General features: G+C 75.2%; 12 protein-coding genes, 1 tRNA gene and 1 pseudogene. 5 read left to right on the top strand and 9 right to left on the bottom strand.

Going from position 1 to position 13,888, the window contains the following annotated elements; genetic code table 11:
* The gene (locus ABEB13_RS27790; RefSeq protein WP_345707629.1) at positions 1-1,224 is read left to right on the top strand and encodes a PP2C family protein-serine/threonine phosphatase; all 1,224 of its coding nucleotides are present in this window, start codon (positions 1-3) and stop codon (positions 1,222-1,224) included.
* A 52-nt stretch (positions 1,225-1,276) separates the two neighbouring features.
* On the opposite strand, the gene dhaL is transcribed toward ABEB13_RS27790, so the two are convergent.
* Both dhaL and dhaK read right to left on the bottom strand, forming a co-directional pair.
* On the bottom strand, positions 1,277-1,930 hold the full coding sequence (gene dhaL / locus ABEB13_RS27795) for a dihydroxyacetone kinase subunit DhaL (protein WP_345707630.1): 654 nt from the start codon (positions 1,928-1,930) through the stop codon (positions 1,277-1,279).
* Positions 1,931-1,952: 22 nt separating this feature from the next.
* Entirely contained in the window at positions 1,953-2,948 is a 996-nt protein-coding gene (dhaK, locus tag ABEB13_RS27800; RefSeq protein WP_345707631.1) for a dihydroxyacetone kinase subunit DhaK, read from the bottom strand.
* Between the two features lie 166 nt (positions 2,949-3,114).
* On the opposite strand from dhaK, the gene ABEB13_RS27805 reads away from it, so the two are divergent.
* Positions 3,115-3,507, top strand: coding sequence for a PTS-dependent dihydroxyacetone kinase phosphotransferase subunit DhaM (locus tag ABEB13_RS27805; protein ID WP_345707632.1), 393 nt, complete (start codon positions 3,115-3,117; stop codon positions 3,505-3,507).
* 32 nt (positions 3,508-3,539) lie between these two features.
* Here ABEB13_RS27805 and ABEB13_RS27810 read toward each other — a convergent pair whose 3' ends face one another.
* On the bottom strand, positions 3,540-5,234 hold the full coding sequence (locus ABEB13_RS27810) for a bifunctional 3'-5' exonuclease/DNA polymerase (RefSeq protein WP_345707633.1): 1,695 nt from the start codon (positions 5,232-5,234) through the stop codon (positions 3,540-3,542).
* Between the two features lie 180 nt (positions 5,235-5,414).
* Between ABEB13_RS27810 and ABEB13_RS27815 the strand changes: the two genes are divergently transcribed.
* On the top strand, positions 5,415-7,439 hold the full coding sequence (locus ABEB13_RS27815; RefSeq protein ID WP_345707634.1) for a M3 family metallopeptidase: 2,025 nt from the start codon (positions 5,415-5,417) through the stop codon (positions 7,437-7,439).
* Between the two features lie 10 nt (positions 7,440-7,449).
* Here the strand turns inward: ABEB13_RS27815 and ABEB13_RS27820 are convergent, their stop codons facing one another.
* From ABEB13_RS27820 to ABEB13_RS27830, 3 genes are read right to left on the bottom strand one after another with little or no spacing between them, the layout of a single operon-like run.
* Positions 7,450-7,920 carry a hypothetical protein gene (locus tag ABEB13_RS27820; protein WP_345707635.1) on the bottom strand — a complete coding sequence of 157 codons (471 nt, stop codon included), beginning with the start codon at positions 7,918-7,920 and terminating at the stop codon, positions 7,450-7,452.
* Entirely contained in the window at positions 7,857-8,981 is a 1,125-nt protein-coding gene (locus tag ABEB13_RS27825) for a glycoside hydrolase family 5 protein (protein ID WP_345707636.1), read from the bottom strand. The genes ABEB13_RS27820 and ABEB13_RS27825 overlap by 64 nt, the downstream gene beginning before the upstream one ends.
* Entirely contained in the window at positions 8,978-9,673 is a 696-nt protein-coding gene (locus tag ABEB13_RS27830) for a TetR/AcrR family transcriptional regulator (RefSeq protein WP_380232379.1), read from the bottom strand. Before ABEB13_RS27830 ends, ABEB13_RS27825 begins: the two co-directional genes overlap by 4 nt.
* A 118-nt stretch (positions 9,674-9,791) precedes the next feature.
* Between ABEB13_RS27830 and ABEB13_RS27835 the strand changes: the two genes are divergently transcribed.
* On the top strand, positions 9,792-11,024 hold the full coding sequence (locus ABEB13_RS27835) for an acyl-CoA dehydrogenase family protein (protein WP_345707638.1): 1,233 nt from the start codon (positions 9,792-9,794) through the stop codon (positions 11,022-11,024).
* Positions 11,025-11,121: 97 nt separating this feature from the next.
* On the opposite strand, the gene ABEB13_RS27840 is transcribed toward ABEB13_RS27835, so the two are convergent.
* Both ABEB13_RS27840 and ABEB13_RS27845 read right to left on the bottom strand, forming a co-directional pair.
* Positions 11,122-11,904 carry an enoyl-CoA hydratase/isomerase family protein gene (locus ABEB13_RS27840; protein ID WP_345709844.1) on the bottom strand — a complete coding sequence of 261 codons (783 nt, stop codon included), beginning with the start codon at positions 11,902-11,904 and terminating at the stop codon, positions 11,122-11,124.
* Positions 11,905-12,303: 399 nt separating this feature from the next.
* Positions 12,304-12,693: pseudogene (locus ABEB13_RS27845) on the bottom strand (GNAT family N-acetyltransferase); the annotation flags it as partial.
* An 83-nt stretch (positions 12,694-12,776) separates the two neighbouring features.
* On the opposite strand from ABEB13_RS27845, the gene ABEB13_RS27850 reads away from it, so the two are divergent.
* Positions 12,777-13,382, top strand: coding sequence for a TetR/AcrR family transcriptional regulator (locus tag ABEB13_RS27850; RefSeq protein ID WP_345707639.1), 606 nt, complete (start codon positions 12,777-12,779; stop codon positions 13,380-13,382).
* Positions 13,383-13,507: 125 nt separating this feature from the next.
* Here the strand turns inward: ABEB13_RS27850 and ABEB13_RS27855 are convergent.
* A tRNA-Arg gene (locus ABEB13_RS27855) sits at positions 13,508-13,580 on the bottom strand.
* Between the last annotated feature and the right edge of the window lie 308 nt (positions 13,581-13,888).

Here is a 13,888-nt window from a genome sequence, read left to right on the forward strand (position 1 = left end):
GTGCCTTCGATCCGTCGCGTCCAGCGCGCCGGCGCGCTGAACACCACCGGGCTCGCGCCCGCCCGCCGCCGCTCCGCGCTGCTCGCCGCCGATCTGCAGGACCTGTCCTTCCGACGGCGGGCCGCCCCCGCCCTGCTCGCCATCCTGCTGGTGTCCCTGGCCGACTTCTTCTCCGGCCAGGACCGCTACCTCGCCCCGCTGATGGTGATCGTCCCGTCCATCGCCGCGCTGCTGCTGCGCCCGCTGGAACTGCTGATGGTCTGCGGCATCGGCTTCCTGTCCCTGCTCTGGCTGAGCAACTACGAGCAGGTCGCCAACATCAACGACCGCCGGTTCCTGTTCGGCGCCCTGCTGAGCTACCTCGTGCTCACCCTGCTCAGCGCCTACCTCGCCCATCTGCGGATGCGCCGCGCCGCGGCCTTCGCGGCGGTCAGCTCCGTCGCCGAGGCCGCCCAGCGCGCCCTGCTGCGCCGCCCCGGGCCCACCGTCGGCCCGCTGAGCCTGGCCGTCCGCTACGTCTCCGCGGCCGACGAGGCCCGGATCGGCGGCGACCTGTACTCCGTGCTGGAGACCCCGCACGGCACCCGGGTGCTGGTCGGGGACGTCCGCGGCAAGGGGCTGGGTGCGGTGCAGACCGCGGCCGTCGTCCTCGGCGCCTTCCGCGAGGCGGCGTACGACGAGGCGAAACTGGGTGCGGTCGCCGCCCGGATCGAGGCCAGCGTCACCCGGCACGTGCCCGACGGCGAGTTCACCACCGCGCTGTTCGCCGAGTTCGACGAGCCCGGCAGCGTGGAACTGCTGCACTTCGGCCACGTCCCGCCGATCCGGGTCGGCCGGGACGGCCGGGCCGCCGTCCTGGACACCGAGGATCCCTGGGTGCCGCTCGGCCTCGGACAGCTCGCCGCCGGCGAACCCGTCAGCGTGCGCGAGCCCTTCGGCCCCGAGGACGTCATGGTGCTCTGCACCGACGGCGTCGTCGAGGCCCGGCACCACCGCACCGGGGAGTTCTACCCGCTGACCGAGCGGGTCGGCCCGCTGGTGCGCGGCGCCGCCCGCTCCGCCGCCGAGCTGGAATCGGCGGTCGGCCGCGTCTACGCGGACCTGCTCGTCCACACCGGCGGCGAACTCGGCGACGACGCCCTGCTGATGCTGATCAGCCGCAGTGACCACCGGCCGGCCGACGAGCCCGGACAGCCCGACGGCACCCCACCGGCCGGGGACTGACGGCGCCCCACCGGCCGGAGACCGAGGAACCGGACGGCGGCAACCCGGCGGATCAGCCCCGGCAGGCCGCGGCGAGCGCGCCGAACACCAGCGCCGTGGACACCGCCCCCGGGTCGCGGTGCCCCGCGCTGCGCGGGCCCAGGTACGAGGCCCGGCCCTTGCGGGCGACCATCGGCACGGTCGCCGTCGCGCCCTGCTCCGCCGCGGCCGCCGCGGCCCGCGCAGCCGCCGCGACCCCGTCGCCCGCCGCCGCCCGGAACGCCTCCACGGCTGGCGCGAAGGCGTCCACCATCGTCTTGTCGCCCGGCTGCGCACCGCCGAGCCGCTGCACCGCGGCCAGGCCCTCGGCCAGCGCCGCCGCCACCGCGGGCGCACCCGTCGCGGGCCGCTCACCCGCATCCGGGTCGGGGACGGCCAGTGCGTGCCCGATCGCCCGGAACGCGCTGCCGTACAGCGGGCCGGAGGCACCGCCGACCCGGGAGATCAGGGTGCTGCCGGTGGTCGCCAGCAGGGCCCCCGGTGAGGCGGCCGGGGCGTCGTCCAGCGTGGCCAGCACCGCCTCGAACCCGCGCCGCAGGTTGCTGCCGTGGTCGCCGTCGCCGATCGCCGCGTCGAGGGCGGTCAGCTCGGCCTCGTGCGCCGCCACCGCGGCCGCCAGGGCGCGGATCCACGCCTCGGCGCGGGCGGTGTCCAGGGTGCCGTCCATCGGCTGCGTCCTCTCGGCCCGGTCAGGACCAGGTCAGGGCGGGGGTGGCCACGGGGGCGTCCCAGAGCTCCAGAAGCTCCCGGTCGGCCTTGGTCAGGGTGAGCGAGAAACCCGCCATGTCGAGGCTGGTGACGTAGTTGCCGACCAGGCTGCGCGCGATCCGGACACCGCGCGCCGCCAGCAGGGCCCGGACCTCGCCGAAGACCACGTACAGCTCCAGCAACGGCGTGCCGCCCAGGCCGTTGACCAGGGCGATCACCTCGTCCCCGGCCGCGAGGTCGTGGTCGGCGAGGATCGCCCCGACCACCTCGGCCGCGAGGTCACGGGCCGGACGCATCGGCTCCCGGCGGCGGCCCGGCTCGCCGTGGATGCCCACCCCGACCTCGATCTCGTCCTCGGGCAGGTCGAAGCCGGGCCGCCCGGCGGCCGGCACCGTGGCGGCGCTCAGCGCGATCGCGAAGGACCGTGACGCCGCGTCGGCCCGCCGCCCGACCGCCGCGACCGCCTCCAGCGGCGCGCCGCGTTCGGCCAGCGCCCCGGCGGTCTTCTCCACCACCACGGTCGCCCCGGTACCGCGGCGGCCGGCCGTCCAGGTGGAGTCCTCCACCGCCACGTCGTCGTCGACCAGGACGGTCTCCACCGCGATGCCCTCCTCGGCCGCGAGCTCCGCCGCGAGCCGGAAGTTCAGCACGTCGCCGGTGTAGTTCTTCACCACGAACAGCACCCCGGCCCCGCTCTGCACCGCCCGGGCCGCGGCCAGCACCTGGTCGGGCACCGGGGAGGTGAACACCTCGCCCGGACACGCCGCATCGAGCATGCCCGGGCCGACGAAACCGATGTGCAGCGGCTCATGCCCCGAACCGCCGCCGGAGACCAGCGCCACCTTGCCCGGGGCCGCCGGCACCGCCCGCGTCACCACCCGGGCGTCGGCGTCCACCGCCAGCCCCGGGTGCGCCGCGGCGACCCCGGCCAGGGCGTCCGCCAGTAGCGTCTCCGGGCTGTTGATCAGTTTCTTCATCCGGTGGGCCTCTTCACGGCGGTGTCCCTGGGCTGCTCCCGGCCCGACGTTACGCCGGGCACCCCCGGGTGCCGTGCGGTACGACACGCCGCGGACGCCCACCGATCGTTCGCGTCAGGACCGGCGGGGGCCGTTCAGCGCCCGACGCGGCAGTAGGGTGCGCGGCATGGCAGCGCTTGTGGGCATCGTCCTGGTCTCGCACAGCCCGGCGATGGCGGCCGGGCTCCGGGACCTGCTCGCGGAACTCGGCGGCGGGGCCGTCCGGGTCGCCCTGGCCGCCGGGACGGCCGACGGGGGCCTCGGTACCAGTGACGCCCTGGTGCGCGCGGCGCTGGCGGAGGCCGACGGCGGTGCCGGGGTCGTCGTGCTGCCCGACCTCGGCAGCGCGGTCCTGACCGTCCGGGCGGTGCTGGCCGAGCGGCCCGGCCCGGGCCCGGTGCTGGTGGACGCCCCGTTCGTGGAGGGGGCGGTGGCCGCCACGGTGACGGCCTCCGCGGGCGCCGCCCTGGACGAGGTCGTCCGGGCGGCCGAGGAGGCCCGGGCCTTCCGCAAGTTCTGACCCGCCCGGCCGGCCCGCGTGCGCTCCCCGGCCTACTTGGCGTCCGCGTAGCAGTCCACCACCGCGGTGGAGAGCGGGAAGCGGACGGGCGTGTCGCCGAAGACCAGCGCCCGGGCCTCGTCCGCCGCCGCCGCGACCTCGGCCGCCACCCGGTCGGCGAGATCGGACGGGGTGTGCACCATCACCTCGTCGTGCTGGAAGAACACCAGGTGCGGCCGGTCCGCCCCGGAACTCAACGCGGCCAGTCGGCGCCGCAGCCCGGCGAGCATGGCGAGCGCCCAGTCGGCGGCGCTGGCCTGGATCACGAAGTTCCGGGTGAAACGGCCGCGGGCCCGGGCCGACCGGCCACCGGCCTCGTCGCCCGGGTCGGCGGCCTCGGTGCGGTCGAGCCACTCCGCGGACGGCGGCGGGCAGGTGCGGCCGAGCCGGGAGCGGACGATCCCGCCGTCCTCACCTGTCCGGGCGGCGGCCTCGACGTAGCCCATCGCCGCCGGGTAGCGCCGGCGCAGGGTGGCGAGCAGGGGGCCGATGTCGCCGCTGGTCTGGCCGTACATGGCGCCGAGCAGGCCGAGCTTCGCCTTGGACCGGTCGCCCTGGAACGCGGTGGCGGCGAGGGCCTCGTACAGGTCGCCCTCGGCGGCGGTGCGGGCCAGCCCGGCGTCCTCGGACAGCGCGGCCAGCACCCGCGGCTCCAGCTGGGCGGCGTCGGCGACGACCAGCGACCACCCCGGGTCGGCGACCACGGCGCGGCGCAGGATCCGGGGGATCTGCAGGGCGCCGCCGCCCCGGCTGGCCCACCGGCCGGACACCACGCCGCCGACCACGTACTCGGGCCGGAAGCGGCCGCCGCGCACCCAGGCGGACTGCCAGGCCCAGCCGTGCGCGGTGTGGAGCCGGGACAGCTCCTTGTAGCGGATCACCAGCTCCGCTGCCGGGTGGTCCACCCGGCGCAGCTCCCAGCTGCGGGTCGAGGGGAGCTTGACGCCCTGCTCGGCGAAGGCCCGCAGCACCTGATCGGGCGAGTCGGGGTTGAACGGGCGTCCGCCGAGCGCCTGCTGGAGCTCGGCGGCCAGCTCGGCGACGAGCCGCGGCCGAGCGCCCGGGATCTGCGGGCGGGGGCCGAGCAACTCGGTGAGCAGCAGGTCGTGCACGTCCGCGCGCCAGGGCAGTCCGTCGGCGGCGATCTCGGCGGCGAGCAGGCCACCGGCGGACTCGGCGGCGACCAGAAGCCGCAGCCGGGCCCGCTCGCCCGCGTCCCGGACGGCGGAGAGCCGGCGCTGCTGGTCGGCGTGGACGGTGACCACGGCCTCCAGCGGGTCGACGCCGGGCGGCAGCTGCAGGCGGTCCGGTGCGAACAGGGAGGCCTGGTCGTCGTCGGCGGCGCCGGCCTCGGGCAGGTCGGCCGGAACGGGGCGGCCGTGGACCCTGGCCCAGGCCGCGCCCAGCGAGCGCGGCTCGCCCCAATGCCCCTCGTGGCCGAGCAGCAGGGGCTCGGTCAGCCGCAGGTCGTGGCAGCGGGCGAGCCGGACGGGCAGCAGCGGGGCGTATCCGCTGTCGGCGGCGGCGAAGACCCAGCGCGGCTGCTCGGCCGCCTCGATCCGGGCCACCGCCGTGGCCAGGGCCGGCGCGTGGTGCGGCGCCCCGAGCGGGGTGCCGTCGTCGGCCAACGGCTGCAGGCGGCCGCCGGGGCCGTGCGGGTCGGGGGCGAGGGCGTAGCGGGGGGCCATCGGCGGTCTCCTCTCCTGGTCCGGGTGACGATGGTGCTCCGTGCCCGACCGTAGCGCGTGGCACCGACAACCGGTCCGCGGCGGGCCGTCGCCCTGTCCGGGGCCCCCGCCGGGCGCCCCGGGCAGGGCACCGGCCGGAGCGCGTAGGCAGCCGGAATCACAGCCCGTAGGGTCGGCACCATGAGCGACAACCCCTTCTTCGCGACCAGCACCCTGGTCCACGAGCTGCCGCCCTTCGCCGAGATCCGGGAGGAGCACTACCTGCCCGCCTTCCAGCAGGGCATGGCCGTCCAGCTCACCGAGATCGCCGGGATCGTGGCCGACCCGGAACCGCCGACCTTCGACAACACCCTGGTGGCACTGGAGCGTTCGGGAGCTCTGCTGCGACGCGTCCGACTCGCCTTCGACAACCAGGAGGCGTCCGACACCACCCCCGTCCTGCAGGAGCTCGACGCGGTGCTCAGCCCGCGGCTGGCCGGGCACGCGGACGCGATCCATCTGGACCCGGGCCTGTTCGCACGGATCGACGCCCTCTACCGGGGGCGCGCCGAACTGGGCCTGGACGCCGAGTCGCTCCGGCTGCTGGAGCGCCACCACACCGCCTTCGTCCGGGCCGGCGCCGAGCTGTCCGCGGAGGACCAGCACCGGCTGCGCGTCATCAACGCCGAACTCGCGGCGGACGAGGCCGCGTTCCGGCAGAACGTGCTGGCCGACACCCGGGCCCGCGCGATCGTCGTCGGCACCGCGGAGGAGCTCGACGGCCTGTCGCCGGACGCGGTCGCGGCCGCCGCCGAGAACGGCCGCGCGCTCGGTCTGGACGGCTCGTACGTGCTCAGCCTGAAGAACTTCTCCAACCAGACCGAGCTCGCCGCCCTCGGCGACCGGGCCCTGCGCGAGAGGCTGCTGGCCGCCTCACTCGGCCGCGCGGCGGCGGCGAACGGGCCGCTGGCGATCCGGATGTCCGCGCTGCGCGCCGAGCGGGCCGCCCTGCTCGGGTACCCGAGTCACGGCGCGTACGTGGTCGCCGACGAGACGGCGGGCACGGTCGAGGCGGTGGACGCCATGCTGGGCGGGCTGGTCGCGCCCGCGGTGGCCAACGCCGAGCGGGAGAAGGCGGAGCTGCTGGCCGCCGCCCGCGCCGACGGCCTCACCGAACTCGCCGCGCACGACTGGGCGTACTACGCGGAGAAGGTCCGCCGGACCTCGTACCTGATCGACGGGGACGGGCTGCGCCCCTACTTCGAGCTCGAACGGGTGCTGCACGACGGGGTGTTCTTCGCGGCGGGGCTGGTCTACGGGGTGTCCTTCACCGAGCGGACGGACCTGGTCGGGTACCACCCGGACGCCCGGGTCTTCGAGGTGTTCGACACCGACGGCGGCTCGCTCGGCCTGTTCCTGGGCGACTTCCACGCCCGGGCCTCCAAGCGCGGCGGCGCGTGGATGAACGAACTCGTGCCGCAGTCCGACCTGCTGGGCAAGCGGCCGGTGGTGGTCAACAACCTCAACATCGCCAAGCCCGCCGTCGGCGAGCCGGCGCTGCTGACCTGGGACGAGGTGCGCACGCTGTTCCACGAGTTCGGGCACGCGCTGCACGGCCTGTTCTCGGACGTCCGCTACCCGCTCTTCTCGGGCACCGAAGTGCCGCGCGACTTCGTCGAGTTCCCCTCGCAGGTGAACGAGATGTGGATGACCCGGCCGGAGGTGCTCGCCAACTACGCCCGGCACCACGTCACCGGCGAGCCGCTGCCGGCCGAGCTGGTGGAGCGGATGGCCGCAGCCGAGGGCTTCGGGCAGGGCTTCCGGACGGTCGAGTACCTGGCGGCAGCCCTGCTGGACTGGGCCTGGCACACCCTGCCGGCCGGCCACGAGGTCACCGACGCGGAGGAGTTCGAGGCCGAGGCGCTGCGGCGGGCGGGCCTGGCGGTGCCGGAGATCCCGCCGCGCTACCGCACCGCGTACTTCAGCCACATCTTCTCCGGCGGCTACAGCGCCGGCTACTACGCCTACATCTGGTCCGAGGTGCTGGACGCCGACACGGTGGAGTGGTTCGGCGGCAACGGGCGCCCGGTGCGCGAGAGCGGCGAGATCTTCCGCCGCGAACTCCTCGCCCGCGGCGGCAGCAGACCTGCTCTGGACTGCTTCCGGGCGGTGGTGGGCCGCGACCCGGAGATCGGCCCGCTGCTGGCCCGCCGCGGCCTGGGCTGAGCCGGCCGGCTCAGCCGGTGAGGGTGACCGTGACCCGGCTTCCGGGCCGGGTGTCCGGCAGCCGCACCCGGACCGTCCCGGCCCGGTCCGCGGTCGGCTGCCGGACGTCGGTCACCGTCCGGCCCGCCCCGGTGAGCGACACCCGCACGCCGTGCGGGAACGAGCCGACCGGCAGGGTCAGTTCGCTCACCCCGCCGCGCGCCCCGGAGGTGAACTCCAGGGTGAAGCGGTCGGCCCGGAAGGACTGCGCGAGCGGCACTCCGGCGGTCGCGACCGGGTACGGTCCGAAGGCGGGGCCGTCCCCGGCGGCCGGCCGCCCGTCCGGGCCCAGCGCGCAGTACCCGCCGTCGCCGAGGCACCAGTACCACATCGTCCATCCTGTGGCGAAGGCCTGCATCGCCGCCACCTGGCGGTCGATCAGCGCGGCGTTGCCGGGCGTCCGGGCGCTCGGCGGCCCCCATTCGCCGACCAGGACCGGCATCCGGGCGGCCTGCGGGTAGGCGGTGATCGCGGCGGTGTAGGCCTCGACGAAGCCGTCGGACGGATCCCAGTCGCGGCCCGCCTCGACCGCGGTGTCGTAGAAGTGCGGTGCGTAGCCGATCCGGGCCGGCCCCCGGCGCGGGTCGGCGAACCGGGGAGCGCGGTCGGTACGCCCTGGCCGACCAGCACGGTCGGTTCCACGAACAGCCAGGAGCGGTCGTCGACCCGCCGTACGGCGTCGATCAGCCGCCGGTACATCCCGGCCAGCCGCCCCTGTTCGAGCTCGGCGGCGGCCGCGGCGAGCACCGCCGGGTCGGCCGGGTCGCCGTCGACCGGCCCGAACGGCTCGTTGAACAGGTCGTAGCCCAGCAGGGCCGGGTGGCCGCGCAGGGCGCGGGCCACCGCCGTGTAGAACCCGCTCTGCGCCCGGCGCAGGTCCGGGTCGTCGTACAGGTGGCGGAAGGCGGCCTGGACGGCCGGCTGGAAGTACCCGGCGAACCAGTCGTCCGGGTCGGGGGTGAACGGCAGGCCGTCGTCGCGGGTGGCCCAGGTCGGCACCCCGCGGTCGCCGCCGCCGAACGCCGGGCCGTAGACGTCCTGGTGGAAGTCGACCACGACCAGCAGGCCGTGCCGCTGTGCGCTGTCCAAGAGGCGCTCGACACGGGAGAGTTCGGTGCGGTCGAGGCGGCCGGGCGCGGGCTCCAGCCGGGCCCAGGAGATCGCGATCCGGACGAGCGTGAAGCCGTCGGCGGCGATCGTCCGCAGGTCCTCGTCCCGTGCCTCGGCGTACTTGTCCAGGTTGAAGCCGCGGAGTTGGAGGGCGCGTCCGGCGCTGTCGGCGAACAGCGTGCGGCCGTCCGCCGTGGTCGTGGTGCCGGCGGGCAGCCGGGTGGCCGGGCCCGTCCGGGCTGGCGCGGGCGGGGCGGAGCCCCACAGGGCGGCCAGGGCCAGGAGGAGTGCTGCGGCGGTTCGGCGGATGCGCACGGTGCACCTCGCAGGGGAGTCGGTGACCGCGATGATGCCGCGGTCGCCGTGGCCGCACAAGAGGTGAGTACGGCTCATGTTTGGTCGGCGACCGTCTCCTCCGCCGGCTCCGGCGCGGCGGGCAGGACCACCGGCGGCAGGGCGGCGGCGGCCGCCAGCCGCCCCCACAGCAGGTCGGCCAGCGCCTGCACCATCCTGGCCCGCGGGCAGGGACGCTGCTCCAGCCACCAGTCTCCGGCCGCCAGCACCATCCCGGTGATCGCACGCCCCCAGGTCTCGGAGAGCAGCGGGGTGTCGGCGCCGAGGTCGACCTGGAGTTGTACGGCCCGGGTGATCTCCTCGGCGATCTGCTTCAGCGCCGGGGCGAGCGCGTTGCCGGCGCCGGTGGGGTCGCCCGGCTCGGGGTGGGTCAGCAGCCGGTACACCTGGGGCCGCGACTCGATGGCGGCGAGGTAGGTGTCGATGACGTGCTCGACCTGGTCGCGTCGCTCCAGCGGCTCGCTCAGCGCTGCGCGCACGGCGTCCAGAAGGCCGGCCGTGTGACGTTCGGTCAGCGCGCCGATCAGGCCGTTGCGGTCGCCGAAGTGGCGGTAGAGGATCGGCTTGGTGATGCCGGCCTCGGCGGCGATGGTGTTCATGCTCGCGCCCGGCCCCTCCCGCTGGATGACCCGGTCGGCGGCGTTGAGCAGCTGCTCGCGGCGGGGCTCTCCGGCGGGTGCGGTGGCGGGGGTCGGCACGGTGCTGCTCCTTCGGGGTGCGGGCGTTGACATGCGTTACCAATCAGTAGCAGACTCCCGTGATGTTACCCGAGGTAACACCTGCTGCGGCGTGGATCCCCACCGCGCCCGACCCCCATCTCTGTGCGCATTTCCTGCGGAGGCACGCCCCATGAGCACCTTCTCCCTCGACCCCGGCCCGGACCAGATCGCCGTCCGCGACTGGCTGCACGGCTTCGCCGCCGACGTGATGCGGCCCGCCGCGGCCGAGTGGGACGAGCGCGAGGAGACGCCCTGGCCGGTCATCCAGGAGGCGGCCAAGCTCGGCATCTACTCGCTGGACTTCTACGCCCAGCAGTACTTCGACCCCTCCGGCGTCGGCATCCCGATCGCCATGGAGGAGCTGTTCTGGGGTGACGCCGGCATCGGCTTGGCCATCGTCGGCACCACCCTCGCCGCCGTCGCCGTGCTCGCCAACGGCACCGACGAGCAGATCGGCACCTGGGCCCCGCAGATGTTCGGCACCCCCGACGACGTCAAGGTCGCCGCGTTCTGCTCCTCCGAGCCCGACGCCGGCTCCGACGTCTCCGCCCTGCGCACCCGCGCCGTTTACGACGAGGCCACCGACGAGTGGGTCCTCAACGGCACCAAGACCTGGGCCACCAACGGCGGCATCGCCTCCGTGCACGTCGTCGTCGCCACCGTCGACCCGGCCCTCGGCGCCCGCGGCCAGGCCTCGTTCATCGTCCCGCCGAACACCCCCGGGCTGTCCCAGGGCCAGAAGTTCAAGAAGCACGGCATCCGTGCCTCGCACACCGCGGAGGTCGTGCTCGACGGCGTCCGCATCCCCGGCCACTGCCTGCTCGGCGGCAAGGAGAAGCTGGACGAGCGCCTCGCCCGGGCCCGTGAGCGCGCGGCCGGCGGCCCGGCCGCCGCCAAGGGCAAGAACGCGGCGATGGCGACCTTCGAGGCGTCCCGTCCGGCTGTCGGCGCCCAGGCGATCGGCATCGCCCGCGCCGCGTACGAGGTCGCCCTCGACTACGCGAAGACCCGGGTGCAGTTCGGCCGGCCGATCATCGACAACCAGGGCGTGGCGTTCCAGCTCGCCGACATGAAGACCCGGATCGACGCCTCCAGGCTGCTGGTCTGGCGCGCCTCCTGGATGGCCGCCAACAACCAGCCGTTCACCAACGCCGAGGGCTCGATGTCCAAGCTCTACGCGGGCGAGACCGCGAAGTGGGTGACCTCGCAGGCGATGCAGATCCTCGGCGGCAACGGCTTCACCCGCGAGTACCCGGTCGAGCGGATGCACCGCGACAGCGCCATCTACACCATCTTCGAGGGCACCAGCGAGATCCAGCGCCTGGTCATCGCCCGCGCCATCTCGGGGCTGCCGATCCGCTGACGGCACCGCCGGTCCGCCGCACCGCCGGGCCGCCGGGCCGGGCCGCGCGGCGGACCCGGCGCCGCAACAGGCTGCGGGTGCCGCGGGCGCGGGGGTCTCAGAAGCGCGGCTCGCGCCGCTCCAGGAACGCCGACAGGCCCTCGCGCACGTCCGGCGCCTCCCGCGAACGGCGCTCCCACGGCGCCACCGCCGCGGCCGCCTCCTCGGGGCCGCCGGCCAGCGCGGCCTTCACCGCCCCGATCGTCTGCGGCGACCGCTTCGCCAGCAGCGCGGCGAACTCGCGGGCCCGCTGGTCCAGTTCGCTGGCCGGCAGCACCTCGTCCACCAGGCCGAACCGTTCCGCCCGTTCGGCTGACACCAACTCACCGGAGAACAAAAGGTACTTGGCCCTGGCCGGCCCGACCAGCCGGGCCAGCCGCACCGTCGGCACCGCCGGGTACACCACGCCCAGCTTCGCCGGCGTGATCCCGAACCGGGCGTCGTAGGCGGCGAACCGCAGGTCGCAGGCGACCGCCAACTGGCAGCCCCCGCCGACGCACGCACCGTGCACCACCGCCACCGTGGGGTGCGGGAAGGCGGCCAGTGCCTCCTCGGCCGCGACGTTCTCGGCGTGGTAGGCGTCGGCCCGCACCGGGTCCGCGTACACCTCGGAGAGTTCGGCGATGTCCGCTCCGGCGCAGAAGGTCTGCTGTGCGCCGGTCACCAGCAGGACCCGGACGCCCGGCCGAGCGGCGATCCTGTCCAGCACCCCCGGGAGTCCGCGCCACATCGCCAGCGTCATCGCGTTGCGCCGCTCCGGCCTGTCCAGCACCAGGGTCGCGACCGGCCCGTCGAGCTCCACCCGCAGCCCGGCCACGCCGGTGTCGAACTCCTCGGCCATCACTGCCTCCGTGATCGGAACGTCCCCGATCACCCTTCCACAGCGGGGTCGTCCGGCACCACGGCGGTCACTGTGATCTCCACCAACCGGCCGGCGCCGCCGGGGCGGGCGGCGCCCGGCAGCGTCGAGGTGTGCGGGCCGGCAGCCGGCCCGCAGGCGCCGGCCACCGCTCTCCGGCCGGTCCGGTCCGCGGCGGCCGTCAGACGCCCTTGGGCTCGCCGGCCGCGGCGCCGGGGGCCGAGCCGCCCCGGGGCGCCACTCGTGCGCGAGCAGCGACCAGACCTCCTTGTCGTGGCGGATGCCGTTGTGCGGGAAGTACTCGCGCAGCACACCGTCCAGGTGCATCCCCATGCGCTGTGCGACGGCGCGGCTGCGCTCGTTGCGGGTGCTGCTCCACCACTCGACCCGGTGCAGGCCGCGCTCCACCAGCGCGTAGTCGATCAGGTGGCGCACCGCGGCGCTCACGAGCCCTCTTCCTTCACCGGCCTTTTCCGACCACACACCGATTTCACACACACCGGCCTTGGCGTCGAAGTGCACGAACATCACGCCGCCCACCAGGGTGCCGTCGAGCCAGATTCCGAAGATCCGGCCGCTGTCCGTGGCCTGCCGGTCGGCATATCCCTGCAGGACGGCGCGGGCCGACTCCAGGTCGGTGGAGCGGGACGCCCACGGGATCCACGGATCGGTGTTGGCCCGCGCCCGGTCGATGTGGGCGAGGAATTCTGCGGCCTGCCAGGGCTCCAGCGGGCGCAGCTCCGCGTTGTCGGCGAGCGGTACGGCGTACATGGCGGTCCTTCGGGTCGGCGGGGAGGGGGACGGCGGGGGTGGAGCTCGTACATAACAAACGTTTGGTAGGTACCATAGCGCGCATGCCGCCCGCCCGTGGAGACCACGAAGCCCGCCGCCGAGACGTCTCCGAGGCGGTCTGGCGGGTCCTTGCCGCGCGCGGCTTCGCCGGACTGACGCTGCGCGCCGTCGCCGCCGAGATGGGCGCGACCACCGGCCTGCTGACCCACTACTTCCCGAGCAAGCAGGCGCTGGTCGCCCACGCGCTCGAGGTGCTGGACGAGCATTCGGACGCCCGGCCCCGCCCCGCGGCCGACAGCGCGGCGCCCGCCGGCGGGCTCGCGATGGTCCGCGCGCTGCTGCTCGACGTCCTCCCGCTGACCGAGCGTGACGCCACCGACAACCGCATCTGGGTCGGCTCCTGGGACGCGGCCCTGGCCGCCCCCGGCCTCGCCGCCGAGCACGCCGAGCGGTACCGCCGCTCCCGCAGGCGCCTGCTCGACCACGTCACCGCGGCCCAGCTGGCGGGCGAACTGCCCGCCGGGCGGGCGGCCGAGGACGTGGCGGCCACGGCGCAGTGCTTCGTGCTGGGGCTGGTGGTGCAGGCGCTGTTCGCGCCGGAGGAGTTCCCGCCGGAGCGGCAGGTCGCCCTCGTCGACGGTTTCCTGGCCGGACTCCGCGCGGCCTGAGGGCCGGTCCCGCCGTTCGCGCTGCGGCATGCCGGAGGGCGGCTGTCGAGATGCCGGCCCGCGTGGGCGGATGGCGGGGTATCGGCGCGCCGCGCGCGGGCGGTGGCGCGCGGGTCTTGTGAAGGTGCCCCCAGCAGGATTCGAACCTGCGACCTACCGCTTAGAAGGCGGGTGCTCTATCCGCTGAGCTATGGGGGCATGACCGGTGTCGGTCGTGCAGGTGCCGGCCGTGCCGGCGGTGCTGCTGCTGGCGTTGCGCGGCGCCCGGTGGGGCTCCGTCGGGTACGGCTGTCGGGGCACGGGAGTCGGCCCCGTCGGGCACGGGATGCCCGGGACAGGATAAGGGTGACCAGATCCCCCGCCGGGCGTTCCGGCACCGCTTCGGGTGTGTCGGCCTTGGCGGAGCGGTCCGATAATCGCAGGTGGCGGCCGGACGTGCAGCGGTCTGGCGGGATCTGGAGCCGGACGTTGTGCAGTCGTTACGGGGCTGCCTCCTCACCTGTTAT

It is taken from the genome of Kitasatospora paranensis, from assembly GCF_039544005.1.
Classification (GTDB): Bacteria; Actinomycetota; Actinomycetes; order Streptomycetales; family Streptomycetaceae; genus Kitasatospora; species Kitasatospora paranensis.

Coding starts and splice junctions, on each gene's coding strand:
- ABEB13_RS27830 (WP_380232379.1), bottom strand. CDS start 9,673: ATGTCAACGCCCGCACCCCGAAGGAGCAGCACCGTGCCGACCCCCGCC.
- ABEB13_RS27825 (WP_345707636.1), bottom strand. CDS start 8,981: ATGAGCCGTACTCACCTCTTGTGCGGCCACGGCGACCGCGGCATCATC.
- ABEB13_RS27835 (WP_345707638.1), top strand. CDS start 9,792: ATGAGCACCTTCTCCCTCGACCCCGGCCCGGACCAGATCGCCGTCCGC.
- ABEB13_RS27850 (WP_345707639.1), top strand. CDS start 12,777: ATGCCGCCCGCCCGTGGAGACCACGAAGCCCGCCGCCGAGACGTCTCC.
- dhaL (WP_345707630.1), bottom strand. CDS start 1,930: ATGGACGGCACCCTGGACACCGCCCGCGCCGAGGCGTGGATCCGCGCC.
- ABEB13_RS27820 (WP_345707635.1), bottom strand. CDS start 7,920: ATGCCGGTCCTGGTCGGCGAATGGGGGCCGCCGAGCGCCCGGACGCCC.
- ABEB13_RS27810 (WP_345707633.1), bottom strand. CDS start 5,234: ATGGCCCCCCGCTACGCCCTCGCCCCCGACCCGCACGGCCCCGGCGGC.
- ABEB13_RS27815 (WP_345707634.1), top strand. CDS start 5,415: ATGAGCGACAACCCCTTCTTCGCGACCAGCACCCTGGTCCACGAGCTG.
- ABEB13_RS27840 (WP_345709844.1), bottom strand. CDS start 11,904: ATGGCCGAGGAGTTCGACACCGGCGTGGCCGGGCTGCGGGTGGAGCTC.
- dhaK (WP_345707631.1), bottom strand. CDS start 2,948: ATGAAGAAACTGATCAACAGCCCGGAGACGCTACTGGCGGACGCCCTG.
- ABEB13_RS27805 (WP_345707632.1), top strand. CDS start 3,115: ATGGCAGCGCTTGTGGGCATCGTCCTGGTCTCGCACAGCCCGGCGATG.